Genomic DNA, 16,963 nt, shown 5'->3' on the forward strand with positions numbered 1-16,963 from the left:
TTTTTTTTTCAGTATCCGCGTTTGCCGAGTATGGCGTCGCGGCGCTGGGGCGGCAGGGCGTGGTTATGCCGCATCTGCGAGAAATAGGCCCGGACGATTGCTTCACAGGACGCATCAAGGTCTGCGCCGCCTGGAGACTGCCATTGCAGCAGGGTGTCCGCAAGCGCCTCGGCCACAATGCGGTCCTCGGACCATTGCGGATATGACTGCCAATAGCGTGCTGCCTGTTCGGCCCTGCCCAGCTTGGCGCAGGCGTATCCGGCGTGCAGCCATGCGTCCGGCACGTCGTCCCGCATGGCTATGGCCTGGTCCAGCAGGTCGAGGGCCTGCTCGTTTCTGCCGATGCGTACACATGCGATGCCGGCCATGACAAGATGACGCACCAGCGGCTGGCTTCGTTTTTTTTGTTTTTTTTCCACCAGTTCCTGCAGGGCGTCGGCGCAGGCCGTGAAATATGATTCGGCCTTGTCGAAGTCGCGGCGTAACTCGGCGCGCATTGCCCGTTCGAAATTCTTTTCGCCCTTGGCATCCAGCGGGACGAGCCTGTCCAGAAATCCCATGATTATCCTTTGATTACCCGGTTTCTTCCCTGCGCCTTGGCTTCGTACATCAGGGCGTCCGCCCTGTGTTGTGCGGTTTCGAGTTTCTGGTCCTCCGGGCGCAGCTCCGTGACGCCGATGCTGGCCGTGAACCGTATTTCGGCGTCTTCCCACGGAAGCGCGAGATCTTCAATGGCCAGGCGCATGCGCTCGGCTACGGAATAGGCGTTTTCCAGTGGTGTTTCCACCAGTACTGCGGCAAATTCCTCGCCGCCGATGCGGCCGAAAATGTCCGTGTCGCGCAATATGGTTGTGCATGTCTTTGCCAACTCTCTGAGCACGCAGTCACCCGCCTGATGCCCATGCGTGTCGTTGATGGATTTGAAATGGTCCACATCGAGCATCAGCACACTGTAGGGTGTTCCGTAGCGTTTGAACCGCTTGAATTCATGTTCGCTCTGTTCAAGGAAGGCAAAGCGGTTGTTCACTTCGGTCAGGGCGTCGGTTTTGGCCATGCGCACAAGTTTGGCCTCCAACCGCTTGAGCTCGTTGATGTTCTCGATGACCTGAAGGATGTATTTCGGGTTGCCCTCGTCATCGCGAACGATGGTGGTGGTCACGCGGCCCCAGACTTCGGACCCGTCCAGACGCACGTATCGTTTTTCGCGAACGTACATGGGTATGTCCCGTATCCACAGGCGACTGTTGAGGTCCTTGTCCGTGTTCTGATCTTTTTCATGGGTTATTTCGCTGATGTTCATACCCATGAGGTCGTAGTCCGAGTAGCCCACCAGCATGGCCATGCGGCTGTTGACCCGCTGGATCGTGCCGTCGCGGTCAAGGGTGCAGATGCCTACGCCTGCATTGGCGAAAATGGCGCGGAACCGTCGTTCGCTGGACCGCAGGGCCTTTTCGGTGCGTTTGCGTTGGCTGATGTCCTCAATGGCCCAGATTACACCCTTGGTCAGGTCCGGCGGTGTTGCCGTGTCCAGGGCCTTGCCCGAAAGCATGCACCAGACCGCGCTGCCGTCCTTGCGCCGCAGCCGGAATTCCACCTGCGTCTGTTTGCTCTCCCTGAGGGGGTAGTAGAAATTTTCCCCGAATTCGCGAAAGGCGTTTTCCGAAAGATGTATTTCCCGAACATTCAGTCCGGTCATGGATTCGGGCGACGGGTACCCGAGGATTTCTGCCAGCCGCTCGTTGGTCCGTATTATTTGCCGTTCGTTTTGCAGCATGAGCATGCCCACCTGCGTATTGTCGAAAATGGATTGCAGTTCGTGGCGGGATCGCATCAGTTCACGTTCTGCCTGAAGGCGTTCGGTAACGTCTTCAATGATCCAGACCCCCCCCTGCGACAAATCATCCCAGTCCAGGGGCGCGGCAATGGTTCGGCACCAGAATCGACTGCCGTCCGAACGCTTGAAATGGTGCACGGCATCATATTGCTGTCCGGATTCAAAGGCTGCCTTCGAAGCCTGCCCCATGGTCGCATATTGCTGGTCGTCAATGTACAGTATCCGCGTGGATTGGTTGATCAGCTCATCCACTGTATGTTTCGAAATGTCGGCAGCTTTCTGGTTCATCCATATGAAACGCCGATCGCGGATCAGGGCGATACCCATGTGGGTGTTGTCCAGTATGCGTTGCTGCAGTCGGTTGACGTGGCGCAGTTCCTGTTCGATCTTTTTTCGGAAACTGATGTTGCGCAACGCTCCACGCACCTGAATCGCCTGCCCCTGTTCATTGCAGTCCACAAAGAACTGGGCAAAGAACCACGGCCGTTTTCCGGAAGGCCTGAAGCCGCGCAATTCCGTGTGGAAGCTGGAGCAGTTTTCAATGCTCTTCTCAATGAGGCTTTTGAGTGCCCTCCTGTCTTCCGGCTGCAGCCGAGCCAGGATGTTGTCGATGGTGCATTCCACGGAACCCGGATCATAGCCGAGCAGCCGATACAGTTCGTCGGACCACCAGTGCCGGTCTGTCATCAGGTCGATCTGGAAGTTGCCGATTTTACCGATGTGCTGGGCATCGTTGAGCCTGATTTTGGTCTCTTCCAGCTCCTGCGTTCGTGCGGCAACGGTCTGTTCCAGCTCGTTGCTGGCATCGCGCAGTTCCTTTTCCGCCTCTGCAAGGCGATTGTTGTCCTGTCCTATCGTGGTGATGACGCCAGCAAGGTCGATCATGAAATTCTGCAGGGACGAAATTTTTTCCGGTTGTATCAGCGTGGCGGCCAGATGCTCGGCATACAGCTCGTCGGCATCCAGATGCAGCTTTGCTGCCAGTTTCCCGAGTTTTGTGCGGTCCGGTTCATCTGTCCTGAACGGCCCGATGAAGATTGACCCGGCATGATGATCGTCAATCATCACCGGCAGGGCTATGTCGTGCAGCCCCAGCGGGCAGGACGATGTGACGGCTTCCCCCTTGGCAAGGCGTTTTGCTATGGATTCCCAGCGGGCCAGGCAGGCCTTGTTTGAATTGGTTGCATGGTGCTTGGCGCAGATGTCGTTTCTGCTTCGAACTGCGGCGAGGGTGCTCTCGGCATCAAGAAGCGAGCAGGGCACGTCGAGCATGTCCTGAAAACTGGCTACCAGCCTGTGCAGCTTATCGATTTCAACCAGTTTGCTGAGCTTCATACGCCTTCTGTCGGTTCGTGTGTCTGCCTGGAATTTACAGGATGTTATTACTCTTTTACATGATAACCTCAGGGTTTACAAAAATGGCGAATGCATAAAGAAAAAGGGAAGTCCGCAATGCGGACTTCCCTTTGGAATACGACAGCAGGATGGAATCTAGTCTTCGTCTGCGGGCATGTCGGCCACGGCGCATTCCGTGGTCAGCAGCAACCCGGCAACCGAGGATGCATTCTGCAGGGCCTGACGCACAACCCGCTTGGGATCGATGACGCCGCTCTTGAGCAGGTCCTCGTATTCGCCGGTGCGGGCATTGAGACCCTTGGCTCCGGTCAATCCCTTGACCTTCTCCACGACCACGGGACCTTCGAGGCCCGAGTTGCAGGCGATCTGGCTCAGGGGTGCTTCAATGGCGCGGCGGATGATGTTCACGCCCGCGTTTTCATCGTCGTCCTTGAGCTTGAGACCGTCCAGGGCCTTGCCCGCGCGGATCAGGGCAGTGCCACCGCCGGGAACGATGCCTTCGTCCACGGCCGCGCGGGTGGCGTGCATGGCGTCTTCGACGCGATCGCGCTTTTCCTTCATTTCCACTTCCGTGGCCGCGCCCACCTTGATGACGGCGATGCCGCCCATGAGCTTGGCCAGCCGTTCCTGCAGCTTTTCGCGGTCATAGTCGCTGGATGCCGCACGGATGTGGCTTTCGATTTCCTCGCAACGCCGCGAGATTTCCTTTTTGTTGCCTGCGCCGTCCACGATGGTGGTGTGTTTCTTGCCCACCACGATGTTCTTGCAGGTACCCAGATCGTTCAGCTCCATGTTTTCGATGCTGACGTTGGTATCGTCGGAGGCCACGGTGGCGCCGGTGAGGATGGCGATGTCGCGGAGCATGTCCTTGCGGCGTTCGCCAAAGCCCGGAGCCTTGACCGCGCAGACCTTGAGGGTCTTGCGCATGGCGTTGACCACCAGGGTGGAAAGGGCCTCGCCTTCAAGGTCTTCGGTGATGATCAGCAGGGGCTTTTGCGCCTTGACCACCTTTTCCAGCAGGGGCAGCAGGGTGCGCATGCTGTTGATTTTCTTTTCGGAGATCAGGATGAGCGGTTCTTCGAATTCGCAGAGCTGCTTGTCCTGATTGGTGACGAAATAGGTGGACAGCCACCCGTTGTCGAATTCCATTCCTTCCACGACCTCCAGCACGGTTTCCATGCCTTTGGCTTCGTCGATGGTGATGACGCCTTCGGTGCCGATACGCTCAACGGCTTCGGCCAGAATGGCACCCACGGAATCATCGTTGTTGGCGGAAATACTGCCTATCTGAGCGATTTCCTCGTTTTTCTTCACCGGGGTGGCAATGTTGGCCAGCTCGTCGATCACGGCTTGGACGGCTGTGTCCATGCCACGCTTGATGGACATGGGGTTGCGTCCTGCGGCCAGAAGCTTGACGCCCTCGTTGAAGATGCTCTGGGCCAGAACCGTGGCGGTGGTGGTGCCGTCGCCCGCGGTTTCGTTGGTCTTGGAAGCCACTTCCTTGACCATCTGCGCGCCCATGTTTTCGAGCTTGTCGTCCAGATCGATCTTTTCGGCGACGGTGACGCCGTCCTTGGTCACCTGCGGCGCGCCCCAGGTCTTTTCAATGAGGACATTGCGTCCCTTGGGGCCGAGGGTCACCTTGACCGCGTCGGCCAGGGCATTGACGCCGCGTTTGAGTCCTTCGCGTGCGATTTCCTGAAAATCAAGAGATTTGGCAGACATTATACGTTCCTTGAAGCAGTTGCGTTGTGGTTATTCGAAGACGCCCAGAATGTCGTCTTCGCGCATGATCAGCAGCTCGTCGCCGTCCATGGAGAATTCGGTTCCGGCATACTTGGCGAAGAGAACGGAATTTCCGGCCTTGAGGGTCTTGCACTCGGGGCCTGCGGCCAGAATTTCGCCGCCCTGCGGCTTTTCCTTGGCGGAATCCGGGATGATGATGCCCCCGGCGGTGGTTTCCTGTTCTTCGGTACGTCTCACGATAACGCGGTCATGCAGCGGTTTCAGTCCCATGTCGGTAACTCCTTGAGAAAGTATTTGATTGTTGCGCACAAGGCGCATGAACGTCGTGCGGTTGCTGATACATAAACAGTGATTGCGGGTTGTCAACCGGGGCGGGGAAATTTTTCACACCATGGCAACGCGGCCAGCCTTGCGTTCGGTGGCAAAGGGCGTTAGTTCTATATACTGGCATACAAAGGTGTTACAGCAAGACGCGCAAGGAGAATCAGGGCATGGAACCCGGACTCAGACGACTGGTGGTCGTTTCCAATAGGTTGCCGGCCGCATTGAAGAACGAGGGCGGAGAATGGACGGTCAAACCCGGAGCAGGAGGGCTGGTCACGGCGCTGGCCCCGGTGCTGCGCGATCGCGGCGGCATCTGGATCGGCTGGTCCGGGGCTTCGGATCCCACCGTGGACGTGGACGGGCTGCTCGGCAGCTTTTCCGCCAAGGCCGGCTATGAACTGCGCACCGTGCAGCTCACCGAGGAAGAGGTGCGCGGCTATTATTTCGGGTTTTCCAACGAGGTCATCTGGCCTCTTTTCCATGATTTGCAGACCCGCTGTCATTTTGATCCGGGCTATTGGCGCACCTATCTGGACGTGAATTTCAAGTTTGCCGAGCAGGTGGCGCGTCATACCGGCAAGGAGGATTACGTCTGGGTGCACGATTATCATCTCATGCACCAGGCCTTTTTCCTCAAAAGCATGGGCGTGAAGCGCAATACCGGATTTTTCCTGCATATCCCCTTTCCCACGCCGGACATATTCATGAAGCTGCCGTGGCGCTGGAAGATCATTCAGGCTCTGATCGAGTTCGACATGGTAGGGTTCCAGACCACGCAGGACCGTGACAATTTCGTGCGTTGCGTGCGTCACTTCATCCCCGAATGCACCACCGAAGGCGATGGGGCCGTGGTCACGGTGCGCACCGGATCGCGGGAATTCCGGGCCGGTGCCTTTCCCATCAGCATCGATTTCAACCAGTTCGCCAATCTGGCCACGCGCGAGGACATCGTCCAGAAGACCTTCAAGCTGCGCGAAGCACTCAAGCACCGCAAGATCATTCTCGGGGTGGACCGGCTGGACTACACCAAGGGCATCCCTGAACGGATTCTGGCCATACGCACCCTGCTCAAGCGGTTCCCGGAACTGACCGGGCGGGTGAATTTCGTGCAGGTGGCGGTGCCCAGCCGCGAGGACGTGGAAGAATACAAGGACCTGCGCGACGAGATCGACCTTTTGGTGGGCCGGGTCAACGGCGAGTTCTCCTTTCCGGGCTGGGTTCCGGTTCACTACCACTACCGCAACCTGCAGCGCGAGGACCTCGTGGCCTATTACGCGGCTGCGGACATCGCCCTTGTCACCCCTCTGCGCGACGGCATGAACCTCGTTGCCAAGGAGTATTGCGCCTGCAACGCTTCGGAGTCAGGCGTGCTGATATTGAGCGAGTTTGCGGGCGCTGCGGCGCAGATGCAGGATTATGCCTATCTGGTGAATCCCTACGACCTCGAAGGTGTGGCCCGGGCCGTGAATCGCGCCTTCCATTGGGATAAGGTTGATCGCAGGCGCATGATGGTGGGCCTGCGGGATCATGTGCGTTCCCACAATATATTCTGGTGGGTCGATTCCTTTTTGCAGGCCAGCTTTTCCACGAATCTCGGAGACTTTCCGCCCGTGGATACCGTGCAGTTCGAAAAGATATGAGACCGGCTTCAGTTTGTGGCAGGGCTGGGCTATGCTGTAGCCATGTTGACGCTTAAATGTTCCGCATGCCGTGCAAAGCTCTGGAAGTACTACAAGATCGGACCGGGAGAGGTGTTGCGTTGCCACCGCGACCGCATCCGCAAGGTCTGGTGCATGGAGGAGCGGGACGGCAAGGTGTTCTGTTCCTGCGGCAAGGCGGTGGGCATTGACAAGGGCAGCTTCGTGAAAATGAACAAGGGTGCGTTTACCTATTCCGGCACCAAGGACACGACCTGACGTCCGCTTGCGCGCATCAGTCTTCTTTCGGAATTTCGTCGAAAAAGGCCAATCCGTTCTTGCCGTGGCGTTTGACGTGGTACATGGCCTTGTCCGCCTTGTCCATGAGGTCCACGGGATGGCTGGCATCGTCCGGGAACAGGGCCAATCCGACGCTGGCGCTGGTGATCACGGTGTCTTCGGCCAGAGTGTGGGGTTTGCCCAGTTCTTCGACCATGGCCTGGCCCATGTCTTTTGCCGAGTCCCTGTTCTGGTTGTGCGTAAGCACCACGATGAATTCATCCCCGGCCAGACGGTAAACCCGCCCCCTGTCGCCGATGCATTCGGTCATGCGTTTGGCCGTGCGCATGAGCAGGCTGTCGCCCGCCTTGTGGCCGAGGGTGTCGTTGACCTGCTTGAACCCGTCGATGTCAAGGAACATGACCGCAGCTCCGGTTCCCATGTCCTGTGCCCGGCTCAGGTCCTTGGGCAGTTGTTCGTCCAGGGCAAGCCGGTTGCTCAGGCCGGTGAGCGCGTCGCGGTAGGCCAGCTCCTCGGCATTGCCCCGTTCGCTGAGGTTGCGGGCCACGCAGAAATAGGATTCGTGGTCCGGGGAGTAGATGACATTCCAGTTGGTGCGGCAGTATTCACCGCTGTCGCAGAGAAACCGGAAGGTGAACGAAGTGGAGGCGATGTCCGCGGTGATCAGGGCCTGGAGTTCGGCAAGGGCCTTTTCCCGATCGTCGAAATGGATGTATTCTGTAAGATAGGAGTTCTGCATGGTTTCCCGGCTGTGGCCGGTGACCATTTCCCAGTGGGTATTCACGTCCTCGAACATTCCGTCCGTGGAAATGACGGCGGCCATGTCCTGCGAAAGGGCCAGCCACGAGTAGCGTTCGTAATAGAATAGTCGCTGCAGGGTTTCGGGTTCTCGGCACTCGTGTACTAGGTAGTGAATATCCATGGGTTCCCTTTATACTCAATCGGACCGGTTTTCCACCTTTACGGCAAAATTCTTCGGGCACCCACATAATGCTCGCGCCAGAACGGGTTGTTCATGTCCGATTCCATGACATGCTTGCCTGAACGGGGGCTGTGAATAAAGGTCCGTTTTTCCGTGACGATGCCCACATGCAGGCTTTTCCCTGTCAGGACCCGATAGAAGACCAGATCGCCGGGGCGGATGTCCCGCTTGTCAACGAACCGCCCGGCCCCGTACTGCTGCCACGAGACGCGGGGCATGCGCACGCCGTTTTTGGCAAAGGCCCACCATACCAATCCGGAACAGTCGAATCCCTGCGTGGGGGTTTCACCGCCCCATGCGTAGGGGCGTCCCAGCGCCGAGCGGGCTGTGGCGATGACGGCTGCGGCCCGTTTGGTGGCCGGGGGGAGCGGGCCTGTGGCAATCGGTGCGGCATTACCCCCGAAAGGGGTGAAACCCGCGCAGCCGCCCATGCACAGAACCACCAGCAGAAAGAACAGGGGAACCGCCCGGCAAACCGGGAAACGACTGGCGAATTCGGCCCCCCTGTCCATCATGCGTTATTTGACCTTGAGGAACGATTTCACGCTGCGCACGCCCGTGACGCTTTTGGCATGGGCCACGGCACGGTTGCGTTCCGCGGTGGAGCCGACAATGCCCACGAGCACGGCGTTGCACTGCACCATGTACACGTCCACGTTGGTGGACCAGATGTTGCTGTCCTCAATGAGCCGTTTCTTGATGCTCGCTTTCAGTTCAAGGCTGTCGAAGGTGCCGCAGGCGTCGTTTTCACGCTTGGGCAGCAGATAGGTGCTGACCCTGCGGACGCCTTCCACCTTGCGGGCCAGGGCAACGGCCCTATCCGCCTGACTGCGGCTTTCGTATTCGCCCATGATGAAGATGTGGCCATGGTAGCTGGCAACGTCATAATCGAGGTATTTCACGGAGTCGTCGTTCAGGAACTCCTTTTTGATGAGCAGGGTGATCTTTTCGTCGCTGGCAATGTCGCCCACGTTGCGTTCGTCCACGGCCGCCTTGTATACGGTGCAGCCCTGGAGCAGAACCGCACAGGTCAGAACGGCCAGGACCAAAACGGGAACAAGCAGTCGTTTCATGGGATACCTCCATGGTTTATCGGGTATCGTGCCGGAGTGCCGGCGTTTGCATTTGGCTGCAGCTTTTCATCTTATACGAGAAATTCATTCGGCAGCAGGCCCCGGGCTTTGCGAAGGTGTGTTTCGGAAACAGCCCATTTCCCCTGCCATGCCGGGGGCAGGCAAAAGGTCTGTTTCGGCAACTGCAGGCAGAAACAGTGCAGTTTGAGCCCGGTGCGCGCGATTTTGCCGTATTTACCGTCTCCTATCACCGGATGCTCCCGGGATGCAAGCTGTAGCCGTATCTGGTGGGTGCGTCCGGTGAGCAGGCGGATGGCCATGAGACTGGCGGTGTCATGGCTGCACAGGCACACGACCTCGGCCTCGGCGTGTTTTCCGCTTCCGGTGGTCATTTTTTCGCTTCCGGGGCCGCCTTTTTTTTTCACGCGATCCCTGAGCATGGTCTTGCCCGGCCGCGTCCAGCACCCGGTCACCCAGGCCAGATACAGCTTGTGCACGCCGTTTGATGCAAAGCGGTCGTTCATGGCCCGGAGCGTGGCGTAGCTGGTGGCGGCCAGCAAAAGCCCCGAGGTGTCGCGGTCCAGCCGGTGGCAGAGCGTGGGGCCGAAGTCCGCGTCCGGGTACATGGCCTGCAGTCGTGACACCACGGAATCGTCATGGCCGTCGCCGCCGTGCACGGCCAGTCCGGCGGGCTTGTTCACGGCCAGCAGTCCGTTTTCATGATGGATGATGTCCAGCGGCTTTGCCTGAGAGTCTGCGGATTGTTGCGGGGCGTCCTCCGCGCGGTACGGCGGGATGCGCACGTTTTGCCCGGCCCGCACACGGTCAAAGGGCTTTTTGCGCCCCTTGTCCACGCGCACCTGCCCCTTGCGTATCCAGCGCATGATGGCCGAGCGCGGGACGTCGCCCTGCAACCGGCGCTCAAGGAACTGCACCAGTTTCTGGCCGGATTCGGCCTGCGTTACTTCGATGATGGCAGCCTGCGGCATGAGGGTTCCCGATTGAAAACGAGTTGGTTGGCGAAAAAATAGATGTTTTGCCGCGCCGGGGCAAGCCCTCTACATCATGGAGGGCAGGAACGTGACCAGCGCGGGAAAGGCCAGCAGCAGGCCGGTGAGCAGCATATAGGCGACCATGAAATGGAGCACGCCCTTGAACACGCTGCCCATGGGCACTTCCGGGGCCATGGAGGCCACGATGAAGATGTTCACGCCCACGGGCGGGGTGATGGCGCCCAGCGTGGTTACCACGGTGATGAGCACGCCGAACCAGAGCGGATCGTAGCCCATGGCCTGCACCACCGGAAAAAATATGGGAATGGTCACCAGCAGCATGGCCAGCGCGTCCATGACCATGCCGCCCACCACATAGATGAGGCAGATGAGCATGATGATCACCAGCGGCGGTATGTTCAGCGCGGCCACGGCGTTGGCTGTTTCAAAGGGCAGCCGGGTCACGGCCAGAAAGCGGCCGAAGATGACCGCGCCCATGACGATGACCATGATCATGCTCGAAACCTTGAGTGTGTCCGTACAGGCGGTGCGGAATTTCGCAAAGGTCATGGTCCGCGTGACAAGGCTGATGAGCAGGGCCAGCGCGGCCCCGGCAGCGCCCGCTTCCGTGGGGGTGAACAGGCCCATGAACAGGCCGCCCATGACCAGCGCGAACAGCACCAGCATCTCCACGGACCCGGGCAGGGTGGCCATCTTTTCGCGCAGGCTCATGCGCGCGCCCGCCGGACCCCAGTCCGGGTTTTTGCGGCAGAGCCGGTACACGGTTCCCAGAAAGAATGTGGTCAGCAAGACGCCCGGAATGATGCTGCCCACGAAAAGTTCGGCGATGGACTGGCTGGTCTGCAGACCGATGATGATCAGCACAACGGATGGCGGGATGACCACGCCCAGCGTTGCCCCGGCAGCCACGGATCCGGTGGAGAGGATCGGGCTGTAGCCGTATTTTTTCATCTGGGGCAGGGCCACTGTGCTCATTGTGGCGGCCGTTGCCGAGTTGGAGCCGCAGATGGCCGCGAATCCGCCGCAGGCCAGCACCGTGGCCATGGCCAGTCCGCCGCGGATGTGTCCCATCCATGCGTAGGCCGCCTTGTACAGGCGCTCGTTGACCCCGGAATAGAAGCATATCTGGCCCATGAGTATGAACAGGGGGATGACCGTGAGCCCGTAGGAGGAAAATACGCCCCAGACCTCGGTGCCGAGCATGCCGGTGGCCGCCTTCCAGCCGAGGATGTGCGTGAATCCGGCAAAGCCGATGATGCCCATGGCAAAGCCCACGGGAACGCGCAGCAGGAAAATCGATGCCAGCAGGATGATGATTCCGGTCAGGCCGGCTGCGGACGGGTCCATCAGTGTTCGGTCCTTCCGGTTACGGTTTTCAGGGTGTCCACCAGCAGCACGAAGGCCATGAGCAGACAGCCCGCTGCCGTGGCGAACACAAAGGGATGGTAGGCGATGCGCAGGGTCTCGGAGAGCTCGCCTGTGTTGACCAGATAGCCTGCCCACTGGGCGGTTTCCGAACCGATGAGCGCAAAGAACGCGCAGGAGATCAGGCTGGTCAGCGCGTCCAGCAGGCGGCGCACTGGCCGGGGCAGGTGCTTCATGAGAATGCCCACGGAAATGTGGCTCTTGTTCAGCTGGGCGAACGCCAGGGCAAATGCCGTGGTCACCGCACCCAGAAAGCCCATGAGCTCGAACGTGCCCTGAATGGGCAGCCACACGGCGCGGGAGACCATGTTGGCGCAGGCCAGCAGCATCATGGCCACTAGCATCAGTCCGGCCAGCAGGGTCAGCGCCTTGGTCAGCGCGCGGCTTATTCGGTCCAGCGTGTCGATCATGGGGATGGAAGGGCTGTCCCGGCACAGGGCAGGGACAGCCCGGATTGTTGCTATTGGGCGGGATATTCCGCTTCGTACTTGGCCTTGAGTTTCATGACGTCGCCGAGCACGGTGTTGGCGTCGTAGCCGGCCTTGGCGGCTTCGGTTTTCCAGTCCGCGATGATGCCCTGACCCTTGCTGCGGATTTTGGCCTGTTCCGCTTCGGTCAGTTCATAGATGTTGATGCCGTATTTTTCCTTGGACCATTCGATTGCCTCATGGATGTGTTTGTCCATGTACTGGCCTGTCCAAAGAGCCTGTTCGCGGCCGAGGTCTTCCAGCACCTTTTGGGTGCTTTCGGGCAGGGAATTCCATTTGTCGAGGTTCATGACCACGGCAAAGGGGTAGACCGGCAGGTTGGTGATGGTTTCATGGCGGCAGATTTCCGCGAAATTGAAGTCCTTGAGCACTTCCAGCGAGGAGACAAGCCCCTTGACCACACCTTTTTGCAGGGCTTCCGGGGTCTGGGACATGGGCATGCCCACGGGCTGCGCGCCCATGATCTCGATCATGCGCAACAGGGATCCGCTGCCGCGCAGTTCCACGCCGCGCATGTCGTCGAGGCTCTTGAGGGGTTCCTTGCTCATGACGTTGGACGGTGCGGAAGTGAACATGGTCAGCACCTTGAGATTCTTGAACTCAGCGGGTTTGTACTTCTGGAAGAGGTCCCACAGGGTCAGGCTGGCCACCGTGGCCGAGGAAAAGCCCACGGGCAGGTTGGTGGCGATGGTGCACGGAAACACGCCGGGGTAGTAGGCCAGGCTCAGACAGCCGATGTCGGCCTGTCCTTCCTGCACGCCGCGGAGCATGTTCTTGGCGCCCAGCAGGGTGGATCCGGGAAAGGTGTTGACCGTGACCGCGCCATCGGTGCGGGCGTTCACTTCCTTGGCCCAGCGTTCCATCTGCACGCAGGGGAACGTGATCTTGGGCGGGAAGTTGGCGTAGCTCAGGGTTACGGCTTCGGTCTTTTGTTCGGCGGGTTTGTCCGCGCCGGAACAGGCTGCCAGCCCCAATGCCAGAATGGCCAGGGTAACGGCGACGAGGGTCTTTTTCATGGCGTGCACTCCGTTGGGTGAAAAAAGGCCCGGCCGCAAACGGGTTCGCGGCCGGGCAATGATTTACATGTCCAGTTCGTAGGTGACCACGATGGTCTTGCGGGCCTTGACCCCGAGGTTGCCGGGGTAGGTGTTGACCAGCACGGCAAGCTGTTTCTTGCCGTCGTTGTTCAGGTCCACCACGTCGTAGTCCGTGACCGTACCCTTGATGCGGCGGGTCTTCCAGGCGAGGTTCATGCCCACGCCGTCCCAGACCAGCGAGTGGATTTCACCCTGCGCAAACTGGTGGAAGCGGTCAAAGACCACACCGGCCAGGGTAATGTCCTTGTTTACCAGCAGCTCGAACTTGTCCTTTTGGGTCAGGTTGGCCGCGGTCATGCGGATGGGGATGTAGATGTAGGAATCGATTCCCTTGGTGGGGGAACCGCCCATGCCCAGAGGGACATCCTCGAATTCCACCATGATGGGCGAGGTGTTGTAGGATTCCTGCGTTTCGGCCTGCCGTTCCAGCGTGGGCGTGAATGTCAGCAGTCGGCGGAAGTCGTTGATCAGGCAGATCTTGTACGAATCGCCGTCCGGCAGGTAGCAGATGTTGAAGATGTTGCCGAATGCGGGCGTGGGGATCTTGTTGGCCAGCTTGACCTCGCCGTCCTTGTAGTAGGCCTCATACATGTATTCGTCGAAGAATTCCCGGCGGCCCAGCTTCTGCGCCACGAGCATGGGGCGGTAGGTGGGCGGCGTTTTCAGCGCGCCGAGGAATTTGGTGAAGCTGTCCACCAGTTTCTCATATTTGCCGCCCTTGAAGGACAGGATGTGGGAAACCGGGCGTTCATCCTGATAGCCGCAGACAATCAGGTCTTCGGCGCCGTCACCGTTTACGTCCAGATGCGAAAGGCGCAGGGGCTCGAACCGGCGGACCAGTTTGAAGGATTCCAGCGGCAGGAGCTTGCCCTCGGAGAACCGGTAGGCGTGGATGTTGTGTTCCGCCATGATGAATACTTCGTTCTTGCCGTCGCCGTCGCCATCGCAGACCACCATGTTGAAGGAGGGGTAGCGCAAGGTCTGGCTGCGCCAGCGGCCCGGCGTGTTCACGCCGCCTTCATAGCGGAACTGCGGGTTCAGGGTCTTGACCCCGTAGTTGTTGCTGGGGTTGTTGGAATTGGCGGAAAGGAAGTTCGGTCCCTTGGGCCCGGAGTTTCCCTGCTGTTGCGCCTCGAGTTTCTGTTCGGCTGTCTGTCCGTAGCCGGGGCGCTGGAAAACGTCGCCCATGATGGCGTCCGCGGATTTGCGCATCCAGTTGGTGATGCCGGTCATGGGTATCTGGCCCTTGTTGCTCCATTTCTTGCCGCCCACGCCCTGAATGGAGAGTTTCATGGTGGCGGTCTTGTCCAGAATGGTGGTGGAGCCCCAGGCCACGTAATCCACGCTGAGGTTCTTGGCCAGTTGGATGGCTTCGGCCTCGTTGTTGGGGATTTTCACGTTGGTGGTGTCTATCTGGTTTTCGGGCTGAAAATGTCCGGTCCATTCCAGCTTGCTGCTCAGATCGGCCTGCAGAGCCTTGGAATAGTATTGATATTTGGCCGGGCCGGTGTATTCGAACGGCAGGACCAGATACCGTTTTGCATTCTGCGCTTGCGTGGGCGCGGCCATGAGCAGCAGGCCGAAAAGGACCAGTGCGGCATGCCGTGAAAATGCGGAAATTCGAGACATGTATGTTCCTCCGAATGAAAAAGGGCGGTGCGCCCGGTGTTTTCTTGGTGTACCGTCTACGTTTCGGACGGGAGCATGTAATAGCAGGTTACGGCCCGCCTTGCAAAGGGGCTGTGGTCTTGTAAACCGCGGATTATGCCTGTAATGAGGCGGCACGGGACATATGAGCCCGGTCTTTGTTTTTCAATTGCAACATTTTCGGGGGGAATCAATGGGGCGCGAGAGCCGGGGCCATGAGAGCCGGGAATCGGAAAATCGTACTTTCCGGCTTGTTTGCGGCGAAGCGGAGATTCCCGCGGTGGAGCGGCTGCTCCGCGTGCAGGGATACGAATTCCGGCCCCTGCCGTTTGATCCCTTTGCCCGCGAACTGCTGGCCGAACCCTTTCCCCTCGGCACCTCCTTTGCCCTGCGTTTCGGGCGCATCTACATTCAGGACCGTTCGTCCATGCTGCCGCCGCTGGCCCTTGCGCCGCCTTCCGGCGCGGGCGTGCTGGACATGTGCTCGGCCCCGGGCAGCAAGACCGGCATGCTCTCGCGCATGGTCGGGCCGGACGGGTTCGTGCTGGCGTCCGAACCCTCTGCCGAGCGCGTGGGCATCCTGCGCATGAACCTGCGCCGCTACAACGCGGCCAACGTGGGCACGGTGCGTTCGCCCGCGCAGGATTTGTCCCTGTCCGCAGGCCGATGGACCCACATTCAGCTGGACCCGCCGTGCAGCGGCTGGGGAACCCTGAACCGCAACCCCGGCGCGCGGGAGCTGTGGTCCGGCGACAAGCTGCCCCCGCTGATCGCACTGCAAAAAACGCTCCTGACCAAGGCGGCCTCGCTGCTGGCTCCGGGCGGGGTCGTGGTCTATTCCACCTGCACCACCAACGTGCAGGAAAACGAGGAACAGGTGCGCTGGGCCATGGACAACCTCGGGCTGGTGCCGGAATCCCTTGAACGGCCGCAGGGTTTCACTTTTGAAACGCCGCTTTTGCCGGGCATGGACGGGGTGCTGCGCGTGGCCGACGATTCGCTGGGGCAGGGCTTTTTTCTGGCCCGCTTGCGCAGGCCCGGTGCATTGCCCCATGACGTGCTGACGGGAGCGGGTGCGCACGATTGCGCACGGCCCGGAGCAAAAAATGCGCTCGGATCGCTGCCCGGCGCGCCGCTGGACCGCGAACGTCTGCCCGCCATGCAGGGGGCCGGGCCCATGGCCGTGGAAAGCCTGCCACCCGGCATGTTGTACGAATCCCGGGGCACGCTCTTCTTTTTGCATCAGGGGCTGCTGCCCTGTGTGGAACAGGGGCTTCGGGTGCGCGGATTTCCGCTGGGGCGCTGCAAAACGCTGGAATCACGCGGCGGAGGCAGGCCGGGATCAAAAAAGATGGGCGGCAAAAAAGCGGGCAAGGGCCGTAAGAACGGCGGTGCGGGCGGCATGAACGACCGCGCACGGTTTCAGGTGGACCCCACGGCCCGCGCGCTCATGCCCTCCGTGCAGGAGGCCGGACCGGCTGCCGTGCAAGTGGACGATGCGGCGTCGCTGGAGGCCCTGTTGCAGGGGCGTTCGCTCACGGCCGCGAGCGCGGATGCCAAAGGCCCGGCACCATTGTATTTTGACGACATGCCCCTCGGCTGGCTCACCCGCAAGGGCAAACGGCTTCTCTGGCCGGAAAAGTCCATGATAAGCTGAATGATTCCGAGTAATTATCTGGTGGTTATTTTTTTTGAAAATTCTGTTGACAATCCACGCGTCTGTGGGCATATTCCCATCTCGACGCTGGATGGGGCAACCCATACGGCGCAGGAGCGGAGCCGTAGTTAAGCTGGTTATAACGCCGGCCTGTCACGCCGGAGGCCGCGAGTTCGAGTCTCGTCGGCTCCGCCACTTGAAAGTACAAGGGCATTGACCATTCAGGTCAGTGCCCTTTTGCTTTATCTGGTCCGGAAAACATCGGACACATCCATTAGATACGGTTTTATTCTTCGAAAACAATCGTGCAGGGTTGGAATGTTCTATTTTGTTGTGGCTTTCGGCTGGATGAGTTTATCCTATCGGGTTTATTTGAGAAGTGAG

At 59.6% G+C, this 16,963-nt stretch carries 15 protein-coding genes and 1 tRNA gene; 4 read left to right on the plus strand and 12 right to left on the minus strand.

The genetic code is table 11. The annotated features are described in order from the left end of the window. Window positions 1–8: 8 nt before the first annotated feature. The 4 genes from F8A88_RS10225 to F8A88_RS10240 form a co-directional block, all read right to left on the minus strand. Window positions 9–560 (minus strand): hypothetical protein, encoded by a 552-nt coding sequence (locus F8A88_RS10225; RefSeq protein WP_151151063.1) that lies wholly within the window; start codon window positions 558–560, stop codon window positions 9–11. 2 nt (window positions 561–562) lie between these two features. After that, entirely contained in the window at window positions 563–3,169 is a 2,607-nt protein-coding gene (locus tag F8A88_RS10230; protein ID WP_151151064.1) for a PAS domain S-box protein, read from the minus strand. A 156-nt stretch (window positions 3,170–3,325) separates the two neighbouring features. Further along, the gene (groL, locus tag F8A88_RS10235; RefSeq protein ID WP_151151065.1) at window positions 3,326–4,915 is read right to left on the minus strand and encodes a chaperonin GroEL; all 1,590 of its coding nucleotides are present in this window, start codon (window positions 4,913–4,915) and stop codon (window positions 3,326–3,328) included. 30 nt (window positions 4,916–4,945) lie between these two features. Then, window positions 4,946–5,206 (minus strand): co-chaperone GroES, encoded by a 261-nt coding sequence (locus F8A88_RS10240; RefSeq protein ID WP_151151066.1) that lies wholly within the window; start codon window positions 5,204–5,206, stop codon window positions 4,946–4,948. Window positions 5,207–5,427: 221 nt separating this feature from the next. Between F8A88_RS10240 and F8A88_RS10245 the strand changes: the two genes are divergently transcribed. Together F8A88_RS10245 and F8A88_RS10250 are read left to right on the plus strand one after the other, a co-directional pair. Further along, a complete protein-coding gene (locus F8A88_RS10245) occupies window positions 5,428–6,900 on the plus strand; it encodes an alpha,alpha-trehalose-phosphate synthase (UDP-forming) (protein WP_151151067.1) in 1,473 nt (490 codons plus the stop codon). Window positions 6,901–6,942: 42 nt separating this feature from the next. After that, the gene (locus F8A88_RS10250; protein ID WP_151151068.1) at window positions 6,943–7,176 is read left to right on the plus strand and encodes a hypothetical protein; all 234 of its coding nucleotides are present in this window, start codon (window positions 6,943–6,945) and stop codon (window positions 7,174–7,176) included. 16 nt (window positions 7,177–7,192) lie between these two features. Here the strand turns inward: F8A88_RS10250 and F8A88_RS10255 are convergent, their stop codons facing one another. From F8A88_RS10255 to F8A88_RS10290, 8 genes are all read right to left on the minus strand, one after another. Further along, window positions 7,193–8,119, minus strand: a complete 927-nt coding sequence (locus F8A88_RS10255) for a sensor domain-containing diguanylate cyclase (RefSeq protein ID WP_151151069.1) — start codon at window positions 8,117–8,119, stop codon at window positions 7,193–7,195. A 38-nt stretch (window positions 8,120–8,157) separates the two neighbouring features. Further along, a complete protein-coding gene (locus F8A88_RS10260; protein WP_241667420.1) occupies window positions 8,158–8,694 on the minus strand; it encodes a C40 family peptidase in 537 nt (178 codons plus the stop codon). Window positions 8,695–8,697: 3 nt separating this feature from the next. Next, window positions 8,698–9,252 (minus strand): BON domain-containing protein, encoded by a 555-nt coding sequence (locus tag F8A88_RS10265; RefSeq protein ID WP_151151070.1) that lies wholly within the window; start codon window positions 9,250–9,252, stop codon window positions 8,698–8,700. A 71-nt stretch (window positions 9,253–9,323) separates the two neighbouring features. Continuing rightward, a complete protein-coding gene (locus F8A88_RS10270) occupies window positions 9,324–10,241 on the minus strand; it encodes a pseudouridine synthase (RefSeq protein ID WP_151151071.1) in 918 nt (305 codons plus the stop codon). A gap of 69 nt (window positions 10,242–10,310) precedes the next feature. Further along, a complete protein-coding gene (locus F8A88_RS10275; protein ID WP_151151072.1) occupies window positions 10,311–11,612 on the minus strand; it encodes a TRAP transporter large permease in 1,302 nt (433 codons plus the stop codon). Then, window positions 11,612–12,100 carry a TRAP transporter small permease gene (locus F8A88_RS10280; protein ID WP_151151073.1) on the minus strand — a complete coding sequence of 163 codons (489 nt, stop codon included), beginning with the start codon at window positions 12,098–12,100 and terminating at the stop codon, window positions 11,612–11,614. Before F8A88_RS10280 ends, F8A88_RS10275 begins: the two co-directional genes overlap by 1 nt. Window positions 12,101–12,150: 50 nt before the next feature. Next, the gene (locus tag F8A88_RS10285; RefSeq protein WP_151151074.1) at window positions 12,151–13,194 is read right to left on the minus strand and encodes a TRAP transporter substrate-binding protein; all 1,044 of its coding nucleotides are present in this window, start codon (window positions 13,192–13,194) and stop codon (window positions 12,151–12,153) included. 63 nt (window positions 13,195–13,257) lie between these two features. After that, window positions 13,258–14,904, minus strand: a complete 1,647-nt coding sequence (locus F8A88_RS10290; protein ID WP_151151075.1) for an FG-GAP repeat domain-containing protein — start codon at window positions 14,902–14,904, stop codon at window positions 13,258–13,260. A gap of 211 nt (window positions 14,905–15,115) precedes the next feature. Here F8A88_RS10290 and F8A88_RS10295 point away from each other — a divergent pair, with 211 nt between their 5' ends. Both F8A88_RS10295 and F8A88_RS10300 read left to right on the plus strand, forming a co-directional pair. Next, window positions 15,116–16,579: an RsmB/NOP family class I SAM-dependent RNA methyltransferase gene (locus tag F8A88_RS10295; RefSeq protein ID WP_151151076.1), complete on the plus strand. Its 1,464-nt coding sequence runs from the start codon at window positions 15,116–15,118 to the stop codon at window positions 16,577–16,579. 118 nt (window positions 16,580–16,697) lie between these two features. Further along, window positions 16,698–16,774: transfer RNA gene (locus F8A88_RS10300), tRNA-Asp, on the plus strand. Window positions 16,775–16,963 lie beyond the last annotated feature (189 nt).

Origin of the sequence: Pseudodesulfovibrio senegalensis (assembly GCF_008830225.1) — a bacterium.
Classification (GTDB): domain Bacteria; phylum Desulfobacterota; class Desulfovibrionia; order Desulfovibrionales; family Desulfovibrionaceae; genus Pseudodesulfovibrio; species Pseudodesulfovibrio senegalensis.

Bases quoted from the DNA above. Each gene is read 5' to 3' on its own strand.
- F8A88_RS10290 (WP_151151075.1), bottom strand. From the start codon at position 14,904: ATGTCTCGAATTTCCGCATTTTCACGGCATGCCGCACTGGTCCTTTTC.
- F8A88_RS10260 (WP_241667420.1), bottom strand. From the start codon at position 8,694: ATGATGGACAGGGGGGCCGAATTCGCCAGTCGTTTCCCGGTTTGCCGG.
- F8A88_RS10240 (WP_151151066.1), bottom strand. From the start codon at position 5,206: ATGGGACTGAAACCGCTGCATGACCGCGTTATCGTGAGACGTACCGAA.
- F8A88_RS10250 (WP_151151068.1), top strand. From the start codon at position 6,943: ATGTTGACGCTTAAATGTTCCGCATGCCGTGCAAAGCTCTGGAAGTAC.
- F8A88_RS10280 (WP_151151073.1), bottom strand. From the start codon at position 12,100: ATGATCGACACGCTGGACCGAATAAGCCGCGCGCTGACCAAGGCGCTG.
- F8A88_RS10295 (WP_151151076.1), top strand. From the start codon at position 15,116: ATGGGGCGCGAGAGCCGGGGCCATGAGAGCCGGGAATCGGAAAATCGT.
- F8A88_RS10270 (WP_151151071.1), bottom strand. From the start codon at position 10,241: ATGCCGCAGGCTGCCATCATCGAAGTAACGCAGGCCGAATCCGGCCAG.
- F8A88_RS10245 (WP_151151067.1), top strand. From the start codon at position 5,428: ATGGAACCCGGACTCAGACGACTGGTGGTCGTTTCCAATAGGTTGCCG.
- F8A88_RS10230 (WP_151151064.1), bottom strand. From the start codon at position 3,169: ATGAAGCTCAGCAAACTGGTTGAAATCGATAAGCTGCACAGGCTGGTA.
- F8A88_RS10255 (WP_151151069.1), bottom strand. From the start codon at position 8,119: ATGGATATTCACTACCTAGTACACGAGTGCCGAGAACCCGAAACCCTG.
- F8A88_RS10265 (WP_151151070.1), bottom strand. From the start codon at position 9,252: ATGAAACGACTGCTTGTTCCCGTTTTGGTCCTGGCCGTTCTGACCTGT.
- groL (WP_151151065.1), bottom strand. From the start codon at position 4,915: ATGTCTGCCAAATCTCTTGATTTTCAGGAAATCGCACGCGAAGGACTC.
- F8A88_RS10225 (WP_151151063.1), bottom strand. From the start codon at position 560: ATGGGATTTCTGGACAGGCTCGTCCCGCTGGATGCCAAGGGCGAAAAG.
- F8A88_RS10275 (WP_151151072.1), bottom strand. From the start codon at position 11,612: ATGGACCCGTCCGCAGCCGGCCTGACCGGAATCATCATCCTGCTGGCA.
- F8A88_RS10285 (WP_151151074.1), bottom strand. From the start codon at position 13,194: ATGAAAAAGACCCTCGTCGCCGTTACCCTGGCCATTCTGGCATTGGGG.